An 18455-nucleotide genomic window follows, 5' to 3' on the forward strand; every position below is an offset into this window, starting at 1 on the left:
GCTTGGCAGCGCGCGGGGAACATCCGGGAGCCGCATTGACTTCCACCTAACACGAAGTCCGAGGATGTAATCACCCGAACGCTCAACACCACCACGTCACGAAGGACCACCAAGTGAACGCCAACTGGTCGACGATGCGCTCGTTCGCGAGCGACAAGTCCGTCACCCGGCAACGCCTGTCCGCCGGTCTGCTGCGCCGCATCGCCGGCTACGCCCGGCCCTACGTGCGCGACATCGTGCCGTTCCTGGTGCTGGTGGCGTTGGCCGCCGTGCTCGGGGTGGTCAACCCGCTGCTGTTCAAGGCCATCATCGACGACGGCATCGTGCCCCGGAACTTCTCGCTGGTGGTGTGGCTGGCGCTGGCGGTGGCCGCGGTCGCGGTGCTGGAGGCCGCGATGAGCCTCGCCCAGCGCTGGTACTCCGCGCGCCTCGGCGAGGGCCTGATCTACGACCTGCGCCGGGAGGTCTTCGACCACGTGCAGCGGATGCCGGTGGCGTTCTTCGTGCGCGCCCAGACCGGCGCGCTGGTCAGCCGGCTCAACAACGACGTCATCGGCGCGCAGCGGGCGCTGACCTCGACGTTGTCGTCTGTGGTGTCCAACGTGCTGAGCCTGGTGCTGGTGCTGGCCACCATGTTCACGCTGTCCTGGCAGATCACGGTGATCTCACTGATCATGCTGCCGCTGTTCCTGCTACCGGTGCGCTGGGTGGGCCGCAAGCTCCAGCGCATCACCCGCGAGCAGATGCAGCTCGACGCCGAGATGAGCTCGCTGATGACCGAGCGCTTCGGGGTTGCCGGGGCGATGCTGGCCAAGCTCTACGGCCGCGCCGACGAGGAGTCCGACCGCTTCGCGAGCCGCGCCGAGAAGGTCCGCGACATGGGCATCATCTCGGCGATGTACAGCCGGGTGTTCATGGTGGCGCTGACGCTGCTGGCGGCGCTGGCCACGGCCGTGGTCTACGGCCTGGGCGGCGGTCTGGTGCTGGCCGGGGCGTTCCAGCTGGGCACGCTGGTGGCGCTGGCGACGCTGCTCAACCGGCTCTACGGGCCGCTGACGGCGCTGTCGAACGTGCACGTGGACATCATGACGGCGCTGGTGAGCTTCGACCGGGTCTTCGAGGTCCTCGACCTCAAGCCGATGATCACCGAGAAGCCCGACGCCCGGAAGTTGCCCGCCGGGGCCTCCGACGTCGAGTTCGACCAGGTCTCGTTCCGCTACCCCGCCTCCAGCGAGGTGTCGCTGGCATCGCTGGAATCGGTGGCGCGGGCCGACAACTCCCCCGCTCACCCGGTGCTGCACGACATCAGCTTCCGCGCCGAACCGGGCCAGACGGTCGCGCTGGTCGGTCACTCCGGTGCGGGCAAGACGACCATCACGAACCTGGCCGGCCGGCTCTACGACGTCAACGCGGGCGCGGTGCGCATCGGCGGGATCGACGTGCGGGAGGCGTCGCTGGCGTCGCTGTACGAGCACGTCGGGGTGGTCACCCAGGACGCGCACCTGTTCCACGACACGATCCGGGAGAACCTCGCCTTCGCCCGCCCGGAGGCCACCGAGGACGAGCTCCTCGCAGCGCTGCGGACCGCGCAGCTGGGAGGCCTGATCGAGACGATGCCCGACGGGCTGGACACCGTGGTCGGCGATCGCGGGCACCGGCTCTCCGGCGGTGAGAAGCAGCGGCTGGCGATCGCGCGGCTGCTGCTCAAGGCGCCGCCGATCGTGGTGCTCGACGAGGCCACCGCCCACCTGGACTCGGAGTCGGAGGCGGCGGTGCAGCGGGCGCTGGCCACGGCGCTGTCGGGTCGCACGGCACTGGTCATCGCCCACCGCCTGGCGACCATCCGGGAGGCCGACCGCATCCTGGTGATCGACGACGGCACGATCGCCGAGGAGGGCACCCACGAGGAGCTGCTCGCCCGGGGCGGCCACTACGCGGAGCTCTACCGCACGCAGTTCGCCGCGCAGTCGGACTCCGACGAAGCGGCCTGAGACCGGGTCAGCCGGGCGGGGCCACCGAGAGGGTTCCGCCCGGGTCGACCTGGGCCAGCAGGGCGGTGCAGAGCTCGTCGAGGAGCTGGACGTGGTCGTCGTCGAGGCCGTCCATGATCAGCGAGCGGACCTGCTCGACGTGGCCGGGGGCGGAGGCGACGACCTTGTCCATCCCGGCGTCGGTGAGCTCGGCGATGCTGCCGCGCGCGTCGTCCTCGGCCTTGCGGCGGGAGACGTAGCCCTGCTTCTCCAGCCGCGACACCACGTGCGAGACGCGCGAGGCCGAGGCGTTGGACTGCTGCGCGAGGTGACTCATCCGCAGCTGGTGTCCGGGCGCCTCCGAGAGCATCGCCAGCACCCAGTAGCCGAACATCGTCAGTCCGGCGTCGCGCTGCAGCTGCGCGTCCAGAGCGGCCGGCACGACCGCCATCAGGGCGGCCAGCTTCCGCCAGGCGCGCTGCTCGTGGTCGCTCAACCAGCGCGTGTCGCTCACGTTCCAGAGCTTAACAGCAGTTCAAGGTTCAACGAGGTTGCCCGACCAGTGGCGACACCCCTCGGGCCGCGCAGAACGAGCCGATCTTCTCGCGCAGTTCCACCGCCGCCGGGGCCGCCTGCAGCGGGGTGCGCTCCAAGGCCTTGCCGAGCCGGCGCAGGCGCCGCAGCACGGCCTCGGTCCGTCGCCCGGCAGCCGCCGCCAGCACCAGGTCGACCTGCTCGGCCGCTCCGTCGAGCTCCCCGCCTCGCAGCCGCGCGGCGGCCAGGTCCAGCCGCGCCAGGCACAGCTCGCCGATGCGCTGCCGCTCGACGGGTTCCTGCGCGTACCCGGCGATGGCGGTGATCGCGTCCCGCTCGGCCCGCGCGAGACCCACCTGACCGCCGAGCCACAGGGCGGTCGAGGAGGCGTAGCCGTACTGCTTGGCGACCGGGAACTCCATCAATCCGGCCGGGTCGTCGGCCTCCACGACCCGCTCGCGGGCCTCCTCGGCCCGGGTCAGGGCGCGTTCGGCGGCGTGGGCATCGCCCAGCCGCGCCTGCGCGCGGGCCTCCACGGCCGCCAGCCGCACCAGGGCGGTGCCGGATTCGGGCTGGTGGCGCAGTCCGTCCTGGGCGAGTTCGACGGAGTCGCGGCAGCGGTCGTCCCAGTAGGCCACCAGGCTCTGCGTGCCCCGGATCCAGCAGCGCAGCGCATCGCTGCCCGCCTGCTCGGCGCACTGGAACGCGGTGCGGGCCTGGGCTTCGGCCGCCACGGAGTGCCCGAGGTCGAAGGCGGCGTTGGCCATCGCCGCGCACACCAGTCCGGTGGTGTGGAACCAGTCGCGGGCGTGTTCGGCGGGCACCCGCCGTTCCAGCACCTTCATCGCCCGGTCGCGCAGGTCCCGCAGCTCCACGAACAGCGGGAACACCGGCTGGTGCGGGTAGTCGTCGATGATGCGCGCGACGTCCGCGCGGAAGCGCTCGAGGTTCTGCGGCCCGCCGGGGCCCGGCCGGATGGGTGCGGCGTGTTCGGTGGCCGGCATGAGCGCCTCGCTCTCGACGTGCCGTTGCCCCGAAAACCGGGCTCGGACCTGCTGCTTCGTCGCAACGGCGGCTCACGCGTACGGTGACAGCCCGCCCGAGAACCACGCAAGTGGGGCTTTCAGGTGGCGATATCCGCCGCCGAGCGGGTGTTGATGACGCGGTCGGGACCGATGCCGCACTCCTCGGCGCGGGCGCAGCCGTGGACCAGCCAGTCGAGTTGGCCGGGCGCGTGGGCGTCGGAGTCGACGCTGAACTCGCAGCCGAGGTCGCGGGCGAGTTTCAGCAGCTCGCGGGGCGGGTCGAGCCGGTCGGGCCGGGAGTTGATCTCCACGGCGACCTCGTGGTCGCGGCAGGCGGTGAACACCTCGCGCGCGTCGAAGGTCGACTGGGGTCGCTTGCGGTCGCCGATGAGCCGGCCGGTGCAGTGCCCGAGCACGTCGACGTGCGGGTTGCGCGCGGCGGCGACCATGCGGCGGGTCATCGGCCCCGAGGCCATCCGCAGGTCCGAGTGCACGCTGGCCACGACGACGTCGAGCTCGGCGAGCAGGTCTTCGTCCTGGTCGAGGCTGCCGTCACCGAGGATGTCGACCTCGATGCCGGTGAGGATCCGGAACGGCGCCAGCCTCCGGTTGAGCTCGCCGACCACGCCGAGCTGTTCGCGCAGCCGGTCGGCCGACAGGCCGCGCGCCACCGTCAGCCGGGGTGAGTGGTCGGTCAGCGCCATCCACTCGTGCCCCAGCTCCTGCGCGGTGGTGGCCATCTCGGCGATCGGGCTCCCGCCGTCGGACCAGTCGGAGTGGGCGTGGCAGTCCCCGCGCAGCGCGGCGCGCAGGGTCTCGCCGTGCTCCGGGACCTCCGCCTCGTCGCGCAGTTTCGCCAGGTAGTCGGGGGTTTCACCGCGGTGGGCCTGGGTGATGACCGCGGCGGTGGTGCGGCCGATGCCCTCCAGGTCGGTGAGCGCGCCGGATTCGACCCGCCGGTCCAGGTCGGAGACCTCGGACACGACCGCGGCGGCCCGGCGGAACGCCCGGACCCGGTAGGTGGGCGCGTTCTGCCGTTCCAGCCAGAAGGCGATCTCGCGCAGCGCCGAGACCGCGCCATCATCGGTCACCCGTCCTTGGTAGCCGGTGATGGCGTCGTCCGCCACCGTTGCCGCACGCCCCTTCCCCGCCGATGTCCCCACGCGTTAGATGAACCTGAACGTGTCCAATCGACCTTGCGACGGGATGTGCCCATGCAGCAGTACGAGATCGCGGTATTGCCCGGCGACGGCATCGGCAACGAGGTCATGCCCGAAGCGCTGCGCGTGCTCGACGTGATCGCCGCGAAGTACGGCGTGTGGTTCGAGCACCGCCACTTCGACTGGAGCTGCGAGACCTACCGCAAGACCGGGCGGATGATGCCCGAGGACGGCCTCGACCGGCTGCGCGACCACCACTCGATCCTGTTGGGTGCGGTCGGCTACCCGGGCGTTCCGGACCACATCTCGCTGTGGGGACTGCTGATCCCGATCCGCCGGGTGTTCGACCAGTACGTCAACCTGCGCCCGGTGCGCCTGCTGCCGGGGGTGACGCCTCCGGTGCGCGACAAGCAGCCCGGTGACATCGACTTCTGGGTGGTGCGGGAGAACACCGAGGGCGAGTACTCGAAGCTCGGCGGCCGCCAGAACGAGGGAACCGACCGCGAGACGGTGCTGCAGACCGCGTCGTTCAGCCGCTTCGGCACCGACCGGATCATGCGCTACGCGTTCGACCTGGCCCGCAGGCTCGGCAAACCGCACGTGACCTCGGCGACGAAGTCCAACGGGATCTACTACTCGATGCCGTTCTGGGACGAGCGGTTCGCCGAGATCTCCCGGGAGTACCCGGAGGTCCGCGTGGACCAGGACCACATCGACATCCTGTGCGCGCGGTTCGTGATGACCCCGGAGCGCTTCGACGTGGTGGTGGCCAGCAACCTCTTCGGCGACATCCTCTCCGACCTCGGCCCGGGCGTGACCGGCACGATCGGCGTCGCCCCCTCGGGCAACATCAACCCGGAGGGCCGCTACCCGTCGACGTTCGAGCCGGTGCACGGCTCGGCGCCGGACATCGCGGGCAAGGGCATCGCCAACCCGATCGGCCAGATCTGGTCGGTCGGCATGATGCTCGACCACCTGGGCCTGACCGAGGCGGGCGCGGACGTGGTGACCGCGATCGAGCAGGTGCTCGGCGACGCCACCGCCCCGCGCACCCCGGACCTGGGCGGCACCGCCACGACCGAGGACCTCGGCAAGGCGATCGCCGAGGCGATCAACGGCTGACGCGGGCGGCCACGGCGAACAGCCGGTCCTCCTGTCCCGGTCGGCCGACCAGCTGCAGGCCGACCGGGAGCCCGTCCACCGTTCCGGCGGGCACCGAGATCGCCGGGGCTCCGGCGAGGTTCCAGGGCCGGGTGAGGCCGATCAGCGACCCGCGCACCGGAGTCCGCGTGCCGTTGACCTCGATCTCGCGCTGGTCGATCTCGGGCGCGGTGACGCAGGTGGTGGGCATGGCCAGCACCTCGACCTCGCCGAGCAGCTCGGCGACCTCGGCGCGCCAGTCGTCGCGCTCGCCGAGCGCCCGCACGTACTGCCAGCCCGCGGTCTCACCGGCCAGCCGCAGGATCGCCAGGACGTCGTCGGTGAACAGCTGCGGCGCATCGGCGATGCGCTCGGCGTGCACGGCGTGAGCCTCGCTGAACTGGATCGCGCCGAACGCCCGCAGCATCCCCTCCAGCCCGCTCGGACGTACCTCGCGCACGTCGATCCCGCCGACGTCCAGCGCCGTCCGCGCGACGCCGGTGATCCGGGGGTCGGTGGGGTGCAGCAGGTCCGGCGGGATCCAGCCGATCGACACCTCCGAGCCGTGCTCGCGGCTGGGCATCGGCCGCAGTCCGGCCAGCACCCGGTAGGCCAGTCGGCAGTCGGCGGTGTTGCCGGCGAGCACGCCGACGTGGTCGAGGGTCTGCGACAGCGGGAACACGCCGTCGGTCGGAATCGCGCCGTGGGCGGGTTTGAAACCGGCGACCCCGCACAGCGATGCCGGGATGCGCACCGAGCCGCCGGTGTCGGTGCCCAGCGCCAGCGGCACCATCCCGGCCGCGACCGCCGCGCCGCTGCCGCCGCTGGACCCGCCGGTCATCCGCCCGGTGGCGTGCGGGTTTCGCGACGGCCCGTTGTGGGCACGGTCCCCGGTGGGGCCGAAGGCGAACTCGTGCGTGGTGGTCTTGCCGATGATCACCGCACCGGCCTCCCGCAACCGGCGCACGCACTCGGCGTCCGATGTGGACACGTGGTCGGCGAAGTGCGCCGAACCCATGGTGGTGCGCGACCCGGCCACGTCGATGATGTCCTTGACCGCCACCGGGATGCCGTGCAGCGGGCCGCGGTCGAGTCCGTCGGACAGCTCGGCGTCGGCCTTCTCCGCCGCGCGCAGCGCGCCTGCGCGGTCGAGGGTGACCACGGCGTTGAGCTCGCCGTCGAGCGCGTCCACCGCGGCGAGCGCGGCCGTGGCGAGGTCGACGGCGCGCAGCTCCTCGCGGCGCAGCTGCTCACCGAGCTCATCGATGGTGCGGCCGTGGAAGAAACCTGTCGTGTGCTGCGTCCCGGTGCTCAACGCGCCTCCCGCCCGGCTGATCAGCGAAGGGGACATCTTCGGCTCGCGAACGACGATCCGTCAACGCTCGGCGCGCACCGCGGTGATCACCATCAGCGCCGCCACCAGCAGCGCCATCCCCAGCGACAGCACCGTCACCCCGGCGTCGTGCGCGGGCCCGTGCCCGGACAGCCCGGACAGCCCGGAGAGCAGGGATTTGACGCCGAGGAACACCAGCAGCGCCGAGAACCCGACGGACGCGTCGGGCGCCCGCGCGCACAGCCGGGCGATCAACCGCACCAGCCGGACCGCGCCGAGCAGCGCGAGCAGGTTCGCGCACAGCACCACCACCGATCCTCCGCCGGTCGCCGAGACCGCGAAGGCGCCGAGCGCCACCGCCGCCGGAACCGCGCCGAGGCTCAGCGCCCCGGCCCGGGGCAGGGCTGATCCGCCGCCGCGGAAGAGCCACCACGCGGCCAGGAGCACCAGCAGTCCGAACAGCGCCGAGATCCACGCGACCCCGGTGACTCCGGTGGCGGCCAGCACGATCCGCGTCAGAGCCGAGGCGCCGACCGCGAGCACCACCAGCCTCCTCGCGGCGGGGACCTGGTGGGTCAGCACCACGAGCACGACGACCAGGTCCACGGTGACGGCGAACGCCGAACCCCAGGCCGCCAGGAACTGCCCGGCCGGCACCGGTGACCCGATGCTCAGCCCGGCCGCGACCACCAGCGCGGCGGCGATCCCCGCTGCGGCCACGGGCAGGTCGTGCCGCGTGGGGGCGCGGCCCCGGGCGCAGGCGAGCAGGTCGGTGGCCACTGCTGCGAGCAGCACGGCGACCGCTGCGAACGGGAGCAACGCGGGCACGCTCATCGGCGCCTCCGGCAGTGGGGAGCGAATCGTTCCCCGCGGACCTCGGCTCTGGGGCCTGGCACCGGTGGTTGTAGTCCGACCCGAGGATGGTGTCCAGGACCACACCGGTTATCCATCCGTTCGGCCCAGCGGCTGGTCCACACTGGACTCACCGGTTCCGCGCTCGCGGTTCCACGCTCACCGGCCGGAATACTGTATGCTAAAACCACGGGCTGAGCCCGTGGCCACCGTCGGTACGAGCAACCGGAGCTGACCGCATGTCGCTGACCTCGAAGCTGTCCGAGGGCATCGCCGCCCGCCAGGTGGCACGCCCGGTCCCGCTGCGCGAGACGGTCTACGAGGCCATCCTCGAACTGATCATCACCGGTGAGCTCAAACCCGGTCAGCACCTGGTCGAGAAGGAACTGGCCGAGGCGCTCGGCGTCTCCCGCCAACCCGTTCGCGAGGCCCTCCAGTGGCTGCAGAAGGACGAGTGGGTCGATCTGCGCCCGGGGTACGGCGCCTTCGTCCACAGCCCCACCCCTGAAGAGGCCGATCAGCTCCTCGGCGTGCGCACCCTGCTGGAGGCCGAATCCGCCCGGCTGGCGGCGGTGAACTCCACCAAGGACGGCGTCGCCGAGCTCAAGCAGATCTACAAGTCCGGTCTCGCCGCGCTCAAGGCCGACGACGTCGAGGCGGTCGTGGCCGCCAACGCCGAGCTGCACGCCAAGATCACCGAGATGTCCGGCAACAAGGTCCTCAACGAGCTGGCCGCGCAGATCAACCGCCGAGTCCGCTGGTACCACACGCCCGTCGCCAAGAGCCGCGGCAAGCAGGCCTGGGACGAGCACTCCGCGCTCATCGACGCCATCGCCAAGAAGGACGGCGACACCGCGTCCCGCCTCATGCGCGAGCACACCGAGCACACCCGCAAGACCTACCTCGATCACAGCGCCGAGGACTAGATCAACTCCACACGCTCCGGGTTCTCCGTTGTGAAAGCACCGAGAAAGCTGATTCGTGCACCATTCGTGGTGCCTGCCTGGGGCACATGGGCGTCCGGTGTTGGATCGGCGGTCGCTCGGGTGGCCGGGCGCCGGTTCGATGGGTGATGGGGGATTCATCGCGCCGGCGCCGGCGTCACCGTTCAGGGAGGGGACCGGGAGCGGCCGCTTGTGGGGAGCGGCCGTTCTTTCCTTCTCACAGCCTCTTCCTAGGCCAAAAGCGCGTTGCCGCAGGCGATTCTGCCCAGGTGGTCCCAGGCCTGATCCACCGCGAACTGCCCGTGGGCCGCGGTGTGGGCGTCCCGGAAGCGGCGTTCCACGCCGTAGTCCTGCCGGAACGCGTGCTGACCGCACACCTTGATGCCGAGTTCGGCGACCTGGACGGCGTTCTCGCCGCCGAGCGCGCGGGCTTGCAGCAGTCGTTGCAGGCCGTCGGGGTGCCAGCCGTGCTGGACGGCGTCGGCCAGCACCAGCTCGGCGGTGTCCACCTTCGTCCGCATCCGGGCGAGATCGGCCCTGACCTCGGGTTGCTCGGCGGGCGGGGCCTGCCAGCGGGACCAGGAGGGCTGCGGGCCGGTCACGCATTCAACGCCCCGGGCGAGCACCGCCTCCATCAGTCCGAGCGCGAGCGCGGATTGCAGGGCGCACAACCAGGGCAGGATCACCTCCAGCAGCTCCTGCGCGGCTCCTCCCTCATCCCCGATCGCCGCGGAGGAAGGCACCAGGACCGGGTCCGCGGTGATCGTCGCGGTGGCGCTCCCCCGCAACCCGACCGCGTCGGCCGATGCGGGAACGCACAGGCCGGGCGCTTCGGCCGGGATCAGCCACAGCGACAGCCCGCCGCGCCGCCCGGCGGGCGGGCCGGTCCAGACGTAGCTGTCGGCTTCACCGGCCGAGACCACCCAGTTCTTGCGGGCCGACAGGGCGACCACTCCCCCGCGCGATTCGGCCCGTCCCGCCGGGACCAGTCCCGGGTTTCCGGTTTCGGCCAGCGCCAGGGTGCTGAGGTGCCCGCCTGCGGCGATAGCCCGCAGGAGTTCGGAGTCGGCGTGGCGGGCCAGCACCGCCGTTGCCGCGTAGTGGGCGGCCAGCACTGCGGCGGTGGATCCGCAGACGCGGGCGACCCGGTCGGTGACCTCGACGGCTTCGCCGAGGCCGCGGCCTGAGCCGCCGTACCGCGTGGGCAGGGTCAGGCCCAGCAGTCCGGCCTGGCCGAGCGCGTCGACGTTCTCGCGCGGGAACCGTCCTGCACCGTCGGTTTCGCGGGCGCGCGGCTCGATGGTCCTGCGCAGGACGCGGTCGAGGGCGTCGCGGTGGTTGCGGGCCGTCATCGCCGGCCCCTGGCCGGGCCCGCCGCGACGAGCGCGCGGCGGGCCCGGGTGCTGCTGCGGTCGAACATGCTCACTCCCGTGGGATGCGCCCGGCCGTCGCGGGTTCGCCGGGCGCGAGCCGCCGGCCGAGCAGGTCGCCGAGTGCGTTGACGGTGCGCAACGTGGGGGCTTCGGCACCCACCAGGTCGGCCAGTTCGACGACCGCGGTGAGCATCGCCTCCAGTTCCAGGGGTTTTCCCCTCTCCAGGTCCTGCAGGGTGGAGGTCTTGTGGTCGCCGGTGCGTTCGGCACCGGCCAGACGCCGGTCGATGGCGATGTCGGGAGAGCAGCCGAGCGCGCCGGCGATCTCCAGGGATTCGCGCATCATCGCGGCCACGAGCGCCCGCACGCCCGAGTGGCGGCACATCCCGGCGAGGGTGGCTCCGGTGAGCGCGCTGATCGGGTTGAAGGCGACGTTGCCCATCAGCTTGATCCAGATGTCGCGGCGGATGTCGTCCTCGACCGGGCACTTCAGCCCGCCGGCGATCATGGCGTCGCTGAACTCGCGGCAGCGATCGGAATCGCTGCCGTCGGGTTCGCCGATGGAGAAGCGGGTTCCCTCCCGGTGCCGCACCACTCCGGGGGCGTCGAGTTCGGTGGCGGCGTAGACCACGCAGCCGATGGCGCGGCGTGGTGGGAGGACCCGGCTGACGGCGCCACCGGGGTCGACCGTGTCGATGCGGTGGCCTTCGAAGGGACCGCGCAGTCCGTGGAAGTACCACCACGGGATTCCGTTCTGCGCGGCGATGATCGTGGTGTCCTCCTTGAGCAGGGGGTGGACCAGTGGTCCGCAGGTGGCGTAGGAATAGGCCTTCAGGCCGAGGACGACGTGGTCGACCGCGCCGATCTCAGCCGGATCGTCGGTGGCGTGGGGCGTGACCTGGAAGTCCCCGCGAGGGCTGAGCACCCGCACGCCGTCGGCGCGCAGCGCGGCCAGGTTGTCCCCACGAGCCAGCAGGCTCACGTCCGCTCCCGCCCGATGCAGGCAGGCACCCACGTACGCGCCGATGGCACCGGCGCCGACAACAGCGACTCTCACAATCGATCTCCGCTCTGGTCTTGCGGCCAGGCGCAGGTGTCGGTGCATTCAGTATACAGTATGTGAATCACCGGGCAAGATTCTCGCTCGCTCAGACTCCCGAAGAACGCCGGAATCGACCCGCCGACCAGCGGATCCGCACTCCTCGTGTCGACTGTGGACGCACTGCGGACGACGACGAATCCCGCGACGACCTATGGACACCCGCCCTTCGCTGCGGTATCCCTGATACGAACCTCATACGGTATGCAGTATGGAGACGACCGCAGACGCGTGTTCACACAAGGGGATGAGCGCTGATGGCCCAGACGGCACCCGACAACGCAGGCGAACCCGAACAGATCTCAGGCGGTCACCTCGTCGCCAAGGCGCTCAAAGCCGAAGGCGTGGACACGATCTTCACCCTCTGCGGTGGCCACATCATCGACATCTACGACGGCTGCGTCGACGAGGGCATCGACGTCATCGACGTGCGCCACGAGCAGGTCGCCGCCCACGCCGCCGACGGCTACTCCCGCATCACCGGCAAGCCCGGCTGCGCGGTGGTCACCGCGGGCCCCGGCACCACCGACGCGGTCACCGGTGTGGCCAACGCCTTCCGCGCGGAGAGCCCGATGCTGCTCATCGGCGGCCAAGGCGCGCTGTCACAGCACAAGATGGGCTCGCTGCAGGACCTGCCGCACGTGGACATGATGAACCCGATCACCAAGTTCGCCGCCACCGTGCCGCACACCGAACGCGCCGCCGACATGGTGTCGATGGCCTTCCGCGAGTGCTTCCACGGCTCCCCCGGCCCGTCGTTCCTGGAAATCCCGCGCGACGTGCTCGACGCCAAGGTCCCGGCCGACAAGGCCCGCATCCCGCAGGCCGGCGGATACCGGGCCACCACCCGTTCGGCCGGCGATCCCGACGCGGTGCAGAAGCTGGCCGACCTGCTGGTCAAGGCCGAAAAGCCCTGCATCCTGCTGGGAAGCCAGACCTGGACCTGCCGAGCCACCGAATCGGCGGTCAAGCTGGTACGCGAGCTCAACGTCCCCGCGTTCTGCAACGGCGCCGGCCGCGGCACCCTCCCGCCCGGGGACCCGCTGCACTTCCAGCTCGCGCGCCGCTACGCGTTCCAGAACTCCGACCTGATCATCATCCTCGGCACTCCGTTCGACTTCCGGATGGGCTACGGCAAGCGCCTCTCCCCCGAGGCGACCGTCGTGCAGATCGACCTGGACTACCGCACGGTCGGCCGCAACCGCGACGTCGACCTGGGCATCGTCGGCGACGCCGACGCGGTGCTCACCGCCCTGTCGCAGGCCGCGTCCGGACGCACCGACAACGGGGCGGGCGGCCGCAGGAGCTGGGTGCAGGAACTGCGCGAGGTCGAGAACGCCGCGCTGACCAAGCGCCTCCCGCGCCAGCACTCCGACGCCTCGCCCATCGACCCCTACCGGCTGGTGCACGAGATCAACGAGTTCCTCACCGAGGACTCGATCTACATCGGCGACGGCGGCGACATCGTCACCTTCTCCGGCCAGGTCATCCAGCCCAAGGCCCCCGGCCACTGGATGGACCCCGGGCCGCTGGGCACCCTCGGCGTCGGCGTGCCGTTCGCGATGGCCGCCAAGAAGGCCTGCCCCGACAAGGAAGTGGTCTGCCTGTTCGGCGACGGCGCGTTCAGCCTCACCGGCTGGGACTTCGAGACGATGGTGCGCTTCGACCTGCCGTTCGTGGGCATCGTCGGCAACAACTCCTCGATGAACCAGATCCGCTACGGCCAGATCGCCAAGTACGGCGAGGACCGCGGCCGGGTCGGCAACACCCTCGGCGACATCCCCTACAGCAAGTTCGCGCAGATGCTCGGCGGATACGGCGAAGAGGTCCACGACCCCGCCGACATCGCTCCCGCGCTGCAACGCGCGCGCGAATCCGGCAAGCCCTCGTTGATCAACGTCTGGGTCGATCCCGAGGTCTACGCGCCCGGAACGATGAACCAGACCATGTACAAGTGAAAACCCCGTTCCCGGAGCCCTTTCCGCGTTGAGGTGCCAGTAGCGAGAGTCGACCGAGCGGCTTCGCCGCTTCAGGAGCAAAGAGGTGCCAGTCATGAGTGCATTGGAAGGCGTGCGCGTCCTGGACATGACGCACGTCCAGTCCGGACCGTCCGCGACGCAGATCCTGGCCTGGCTCGGGGCCGACGTGGTCAAGCTGGAGGCACCCACCGGCGACATCACCCGCAAGCAGCTGCGCGACGTCGCCGAGGCCGACAGCCTCTACTTCACGATGCTCAACTGCAACAAGCGCAGCATCACGCTGAACATGAAGTCCGAGGCGGGCAAGGAGATCTTCACCAGGCTGGTGGCCGAATCCGACGTGCTGGTGGAGAACTTCGGCCCTGGGACCGTGGACCGCATGGGCTTCACCTGGGAGAGGCTGCGCGAGATCAACCCGAAGCTGGTCTACGCCTCCATCAAGGGGTTCGGCGACGGGCCCTACACGCACTTCAAGGCCTACGAGGTGGTCGCCCAGGCCATGGGCGGGTCGATGTCCACCACCGGTTTCGAGGACGGCCCGCCGCTGGCCACCGGGGCGCAGATCGGCGACTCCGGGACCGGGATCCACACGGTGGCCGGGATTCTCGCCGCGCTGCTGCAGCGCGAGCGCACCGGAGCCGGCCAGCGCGTGTCGGTGGCGATGCAGCACGCGGTGCTCAACCTGTGCCGGGTGAAGCTGCGCGACCAGCAACGACTGGCGCACGGGCCGCTGCGGGAGTACCCCAACGCCGACTTCGGCGATGAGGTCCCGCGTTCGGGCAACGCCTCCGGCGGTGGTCAGCCGGGCTGGGCGGTGCGCTGCAAGCCGGGCGGCGACAACGACTACATCTACGTCATCGTGCAGCCGCAGGGCTGGGCACCGATCGCGAAGCTGATCGGCAGGCCCGAGCTGATCGACGATCCCGACTGGGCCACGCCGGAAGTCCGCCTGTCCAAGCTGGACAAGATGTTCAGCATGATCGAGGAGTGGACGCTCGGTCACGACAAGTGGACCGTGCTGGCCGCGCTCAACGAGCACAACGTGCCGTGCGGTCCGATCCTGTCGACCAAGGAGATCATCGAGGACGCCTCGCTGGCCGACAACGACATGATCGTCAGCGTCGATCACCCCGAGCGCGGCGAGTTCAAGACGGTCGGCTGCCCCATCAAGCTCTCCGACTCCCCCGTCGACGTCCAGCGCTCGCCCTTGCTCGGCGAGCACACCGCCGAGGTCTTCCGGGACCGGCTGGGCATCGACGAGTCCGAACTGGCCGAGCTCAAGGCGAACGGAGTGATCTGAAGTGGCATACGACGGTGCCCGCGTGCGGGAGGTGCTCGACGCGGTGCGGTCCGAGGGCCGGGCCGCGCTGACCGCGCCCGAAGCCAAGCAGCTGTGCGACGCCTACGGCATCCCCACCGCCGGTGAGGGCCTGGCCACCAACGCCGACGAGGCGGTCGCGCTGGCAGCCGAGTTCGGCGGCCCGGTGGCGTTGAAGATCGTCTCCCCCGACATCCTGCACAAGACCGACGCCGGCTGCGTGCTCGTCGACGTCAGCGGCGAGGACGACGTGCGGGCCGGCTACCGGCAGATCCTGGCCAACGCCCACGCCCACACCGAGAACCCGGCGATCGCCGGGGTGCAGGTGCAGCAGATGGTCAGCGGCCAGGAGGTGATCGTCGGGGCCACCACCGACCCCACCTTCGGCAAGGTCGTCGCCTTCGGGCTCGGCGGTGTGCTGGTGGAGGTGCTCAAGGACGTCACGTTCCGGCTGGCGCCGCTGAGCGCCGGGGAGGCCAGGGCGATGCTCGACGACATCGCCGCCGCCGAGGTGCTGCGCGGTGCGCGCGGCGCGGAACCGGTGGACGCCGCAGCGCTCGCGGAGGTGCTGCGCAGGGTCTCCGAGCTGGTCAGCGACTTCCCGGAGATCGCCGAGCTGGACCTCAACCCGGTCTTCGCGACGCCGTTGGGCGCCACCGCGGCCGACGTGCGGATCGTGCTGCAGACCGAGGAAACCGCCGTGGCGCCGCAGCGCTCCCAGGAGGAGATCCTGGAGTCGATGCGGCGGCTGATGACGCCGAGCAGCATCGCGGTGATCGGGGCCTCCAACGAGGACGGCAAGATCGGCAACTCGGTGATGAAGAACCTGATCAACGGCGGGTACGCGGGCGAGATCCACCCGATCAACCCCAAGGCCGACGAGATCATGGGCCGCAAGGCGTACAAGAGCATCGCCGAGGTGCCGGGCGAGGTGGACGTCGCGGTGTTCACGGTGCCCGCGAAGTTCGTGGCCTCCGCGCTGGAGGAGTGCGGCGCGAAGGGCGTTGCGGCGGCCGTGCTGATCCCCTCGGGATTCGCCGAGACGGGCAACCACGAGTTGCAGGAGGAGGTCGTGGCGGTCGCCCGCAAGCACGGGATCCGGCTGCTGGGCCCCAACATCTACGGCTACTACTACACCCCGCAGAACCTGTGCGCGACGTTCTGCACGCCCTACGACGTGCGCGGCGGGGTGGCGCTGACCTCGCAGAGCGGCGGCATCGGCATGGCCATCCTGGGCTTCTCGCGCACCACGAAGATGGGTGTGTCGGCGATCGTCGGACTGGGCAACAAGTCCGACGTGGACGAGGACGACCTGCTGACGTTCTTCGAGCACGACGACAACACCAACGTCGTGGCGATGCACTTGGAGGACCTCAAGGACGGCCGGGCGTTCGTGCGGGCCGCCAAGAGCATCACGAAGAAGAAGCCCGTGGTGGTGCTCAAGGCGGGCCGCACCGACATGGGCGCGCGAGCGGCCAGTTCGCACACCGGGGCGCTGGCCGGCAACGACAAGGTCTACGACGACATCCTGCGCCACTCGGGCGTGGTGCGGGCTCCCGGGCTCAACGAGATGCTGGAGTACGCGCGCGGACTTCCGGTGCTGCCGACTCCCCAGGGCGAGAACGTCGTGATCATCACCGGTGCCGGCGGGTCAGGTGTGCTGCTGTCGGACGCCTGCGTGGCCAACGGTCTCGACCTGATGGACATCCCGCCGGACCTCGACGCGGAGTTCCGGCGCTACATCCCGCCGTTCGGCGCGGCGGGCAACCCGGTCGACATCACCGGTGGTGAGCCGCCGAGCACCTACGAGGCCACCATCCGGCTCGGGTTGCGGGATCCGCGGATCCACTCGCTGATCCTGGGTTACTGGCACACCATCGTCACTCCTCCGATGGTGTTCGCCGAACTGGCTTCCCGCGTGGCCGAGGAGGCGCGCGCGGAAGGTATCGACAAGCCGATCGTGGTGTCGCTGGCGGGCGACACCGAGGTGGAGAAGGCGGCGGACTACCTGTTCGACCACGGCATCGTCGCCTTCCCGTACACCACCGAGAAGCCGGTGGCGGTGCTGGGCGCGAAGTACCGGTGGGCCAGGTCCGCCGGACTGCTCGGCTGATCGGCCGCCCGACAGGCACGCGGCGGAACCGCCTTCTCCTCACCTCACCTGAGCCGGTTCCGCCGCCTGCACCGCCGAGCAAAGCTCCACAGCAAACAATGGACAAGGAGGTCCGATGTGGACGCTGACAAGGCGCCTGGGAGAGACGATCAAGAACCGGTATTAGAATCCGACGGCCGGGTCTGGAGCGCGGGCGGGCTGGAGCCCATGCCCATCCGCAAGCTTCCCGACGCGCCGCCGTCCATCCACCTGCTCGGCCCCACCGTGTTCCTCGTCGCGCTCGGTGTGGGCATGGGCGAGTCCTACATGTGGCCCCGGCTGGTGCTGATCTTCGGCCCGGAGATCCGGTGGCTGTTCCTGATCGGGGTCACGCTGCAGGCCGTGGTGATGCTGGAGATGGCGCGCTACGCGATGGCCACCGGGGAGAGCATCTTCTCCGGTGCGGCGCGCGTGGCGAAACCGCTCATGTGGTTCTTCTTCATCACCGCGATGGCCGTCTACATCTGGCCCGGTCACCTCTCGGCCGGAGCCGCGGCCCTGGAGCAGATCACCGGAATCCCCTGGTACGTATCGGGATGTGTCGGGCTGCTGCTGGTCGGGGTCATCTTCACCATGGCGAAGGTGATCTACAGCCTGCTGGAGAGCGTGCTGTCGATCCTCATCGGCCTGCTGGTGGTGGGCACGGCGGTCATCGCCTCGCTGGTGGGCAACCTCGGCGACCTGACCAGCACGATCGCGGGCATGTTCCACTTCGGGTACTTCCCGGAGGCGGCGATGTCACCGGAGTGGTTCCCGGTGGTGGTCGGCGCGATCGCCTTCGCGGGCCCGTCGGGCATGCAGCAGATGTGGTACACGCTGCACCTGCGCGATTCCGGCGCCGGCATGGGCGCGCACATCCCCCGCATCCGCGGCCTCAGGCACGCGGGCGAGGAGGAGGTCATGCCCTCGCGCGGGTTCATGTTCGACACCGACGACCCGGCCGAGATGGCCAAGTGGAAGGGCTGGCGGCGCTGGGTCACCTTCGACGCGCTGCTGCTGTTCTGGGGCGTCACGATGCTGGTGACGATCTCGTTCACGGTGCTGGCGCAGTCGGCCTCGCGAGAGAACCCCGACGTGAAGTCGCTGATCGAGAGCGGCGAGCGGGAGGCCGCGCTGTCGGCGATGTCGGACGCCTTCTCCTCGGCGGGTTCTCCGCTGCTGGGCACGGTGTTCCTCGGGTTCATCGCCTTGATCGGGCTCAACGCGACGCTCGGGCTGTTCGACTCGTTCTCCCGGGGCCAGGCCGACATGACCTACAACTTCGTGCCGGGGGCCAAGCGCTTCCGGATGTCGCACCTCTACGCCGCGTTCCTGTGGGGCGTGATCATCTTCGGGATCCTGATCCTGCTGTTCGGCCCGGCTGACGGACCGAGCGCGATCCTGGACATCCTCGCGTTCCTGTCCACCTTCGCGATGGGCGCCTACTGCGTGGTGCTGCTGCTGGTGAACAACAGGATGCTGCCCAAGCCGATCCGCCCGAAGTGGTGGAGCAACCTGATCATCGGTGCGGGCGCGGTGTTCTACCTCGGGATGCTGTTCTACAGCCTGGTGCGCTTCGGAGTGGTCGTGAGCTGAC

The 18455-nt window shown here is 70.4% G+C and carries 14 protein-coding genes; 7 read left to right on the plus strand and 7 right to left on the minus strand.

Annotated features, from left to right (window positions below; genetic code table 11):
- Positions 1–134: 134 nt before the first annotated feature.
- A complete protein-coding gene (locus AB0J91_RS17090; protein WP_363869730.1) occupies positions 135–1991 on the plus strand; it encodes an ABC transporter ATP-binding protein in 1857 nt (618 codons plus the stop codon).
- A 7-nt stretch (positions 1992–1998) separates the two neighbouring features.
- Here the strand turns inward: AB0J91_RS17090 and AB0J91_RS17095 are convergent, their stop codons facing one another.
- The 3 genes from AB0J91_RS17095 to AB0J91_RS17105 all read right to left on the minus strand — a co-directional run bounded on the left by AB0J91_RS17095 (position 1999) and on the right by AB0J91_RS17105 (position 4593).
- A complete protein-coding gene (locus AB0J91_RS17095) occupies positions 1999–2484 on the minus strand; it encodes a MarR family transcriptional regulator (RefSeq protein ID WP_363788736.1) in 486 nt (161 codons plus the stop codon).
- 28 nt (positions 2485–2512) lie between these two features.
- Positions 2513–3508 carry a hypothetical protein gene (locus tag AB0J91_RS17100; RefSeq protein WP_363869527.1) on the minus strand — a complete coding sequence of 332 codons (996 nt, stop codon included), beginning with the start codon at positions 3506–3508 and terminating at the stop codon, positions 2513–2515.
- Positions 3509–3627: 119 nt separating this feature from the next.
- Complete coding sequence (locus AB0J91_RS17105) at positions 3628–4593, minus strand: PHP domain-containing protein (protein WP_363869733.1); 966 nt, start codon at positions 4591–4593, stop codon at positions 3628–3630.
- A gap of 150 nt (positions 4594–4743) precedes the next feature.
- Between AB0J91_RS17105 and AB0J91_RS17110 the strand changes: the two genes are divergently transcribed.
- Positions 4744–5811, plus strand: a complete 1068-nt coding sequence (locus AB0J91_RS17110) for a tartrate dehydrogenase (RefSeq protein WP_363869530.1) — start codon at positions 4744–4746, stop codon at positions 5809–5811.
- Here the strand turns inward: AB0J91_RS17110 and AB0J91_RS17115 are convergent.
- A complete protein-coding gene (locus tag AB0J91_RS17115; RefSeq protein ID WP_363869533.1) occupies positions 5801–7144 on the minus strand; it encodes an amidase in 1344 nt (447 codons plus the stop codon). The two genes, AB0J91_RS17110 and AB0J91_RS17115, sit on opposite strands and share 11 nt — an antisense overlap.
- Positions 7145–7204: 60 nt before the next feature.
- Positions 7205–7996 (minus strand): hypothetical protein, encoded by a 792-nt coding sequence (locus AB0J91_RS17120; protein ID WP_363869536.1) that lies wholly within the window; start codon positions 7994–7996, stop codon positions 7205–7207.
- A gap of 257 nt (positions 7997–8253) precedes the next feature.
- On the opposite strand from AB0J91_RS17120, the gene AB0J91_RS17125 reads away from it, so the two are divergent.
- The gene (locus tag AB0J91_RS17125; RefSeq protein ID WP_363869539.1) at positions 8254–8940 is read left to right on the plus strand and encodes a GntR family transcriptional regulator; all 687 of its coding nucleotides are present in this window, start codon (positions 8254–8256) and stop codon (positions 8938–8940) included.
- 248 nt (positions 8941–9188) lie between these two features.
- On the opposite strand, the gene AB0J91_RS17130 is transcribed toward AB0J91_RS17125, so the two are convergent.
- Together AB0J91_RS17130 and AB0J91_RS17135 are read right to left on the minus strand one after the other, a co-directional pair.
- Positions 9189–10310 (minus strand): acyl-CoA dehydrogenase family protein, encoded by a 1122-nt coding sequence (locus AB0J91_RS17130; RefSeq protein ID WP_363869542.1) that lies wholly within the window; start codon positions 10308–10310, stop codon positions 9189–9191.
- A gap of 70 nt (positions 10311–10380) precedes the next feature.
- Positions 10381–11388 carry a 2-dehydropantoate 2-reductase gene (locus AB0J91_RS17135; RefSeq protein WP_363869545.1) on the minus strand — a complete coding sequence of 336 codons (1008 nt, stop codon included), beginning with the start codon at positions 11386–11388 and terminating at the stop codon, positions 10381–10383.
- A gap of 299 nt (positions 11389–11687) precedes the next feature.
- Here AB0J91_RS17135 and AB0J91_RS17140 point away from each other — a divergent pair, with 299 nt between their 5' ends.
- From AB0J91_RS17140 to AB0J91_RS17155, 4 genes are all read left to right on the plus strand, one after another.
- Complete coding sequence (locus AB0J91_RS17140) at positions 11688–13388, plus strand: thiamine pyrophosphate-binding protein (protein ID WP_363788749.1); 1701 nt, start codon at positions 11688–11690, stop codon at positions 13386–13388.
- A 94-nt stretch (positions 13389–13482) separates the two neighbouring features.
- On the plus strand, positions 13483–14709 hold the full coding sequence (gene frc / locus AB0J91_RS17145; protein ID WP_363869548.1) for a formyl-CoA transferase: 1227 nt from the start codon (positions 13483–13485) through the stop codon (positions 14707–14709).
- A 1-nt stretch (position 14710) separates the two neighbouring features.
- Positions 14711–16840, plus strand: a complete 2130-nt coding sequence (locus AB0J91_RS17150) for an acetate--CoA ligase family protein (protein ID WP_363869551.1) — start codon at positions 14711–14713, stop codon at positions 16838–16840.
- Positions 16841–17047: 207 nt separating this feature from the next.
- Positions 17048–18454 carry an Nramp family divalent metal transporter gene (locus AB0J91_RS17155; RefSeq protein ID WP_363788755.1) on the plus strand — a complete coding sequence of 469 codons (1407 nt, stop codon included), beginning with the start codon at positions 17048–17050 and terminating at the stop codon, positions 18452–18454.
- Position 18455: the final 1 nt, after the last annotated feature.

This window comes from Saccharopolyspora sp. NPDC049357 (genome assembly GCF_040677225.1).
Classification (GTDB): domain Bacteria; phylum Actinomycetota; class Actinomycetes; order Mycobacteriales; family Pseudonocardiaceae; genus Saccharopolyspora.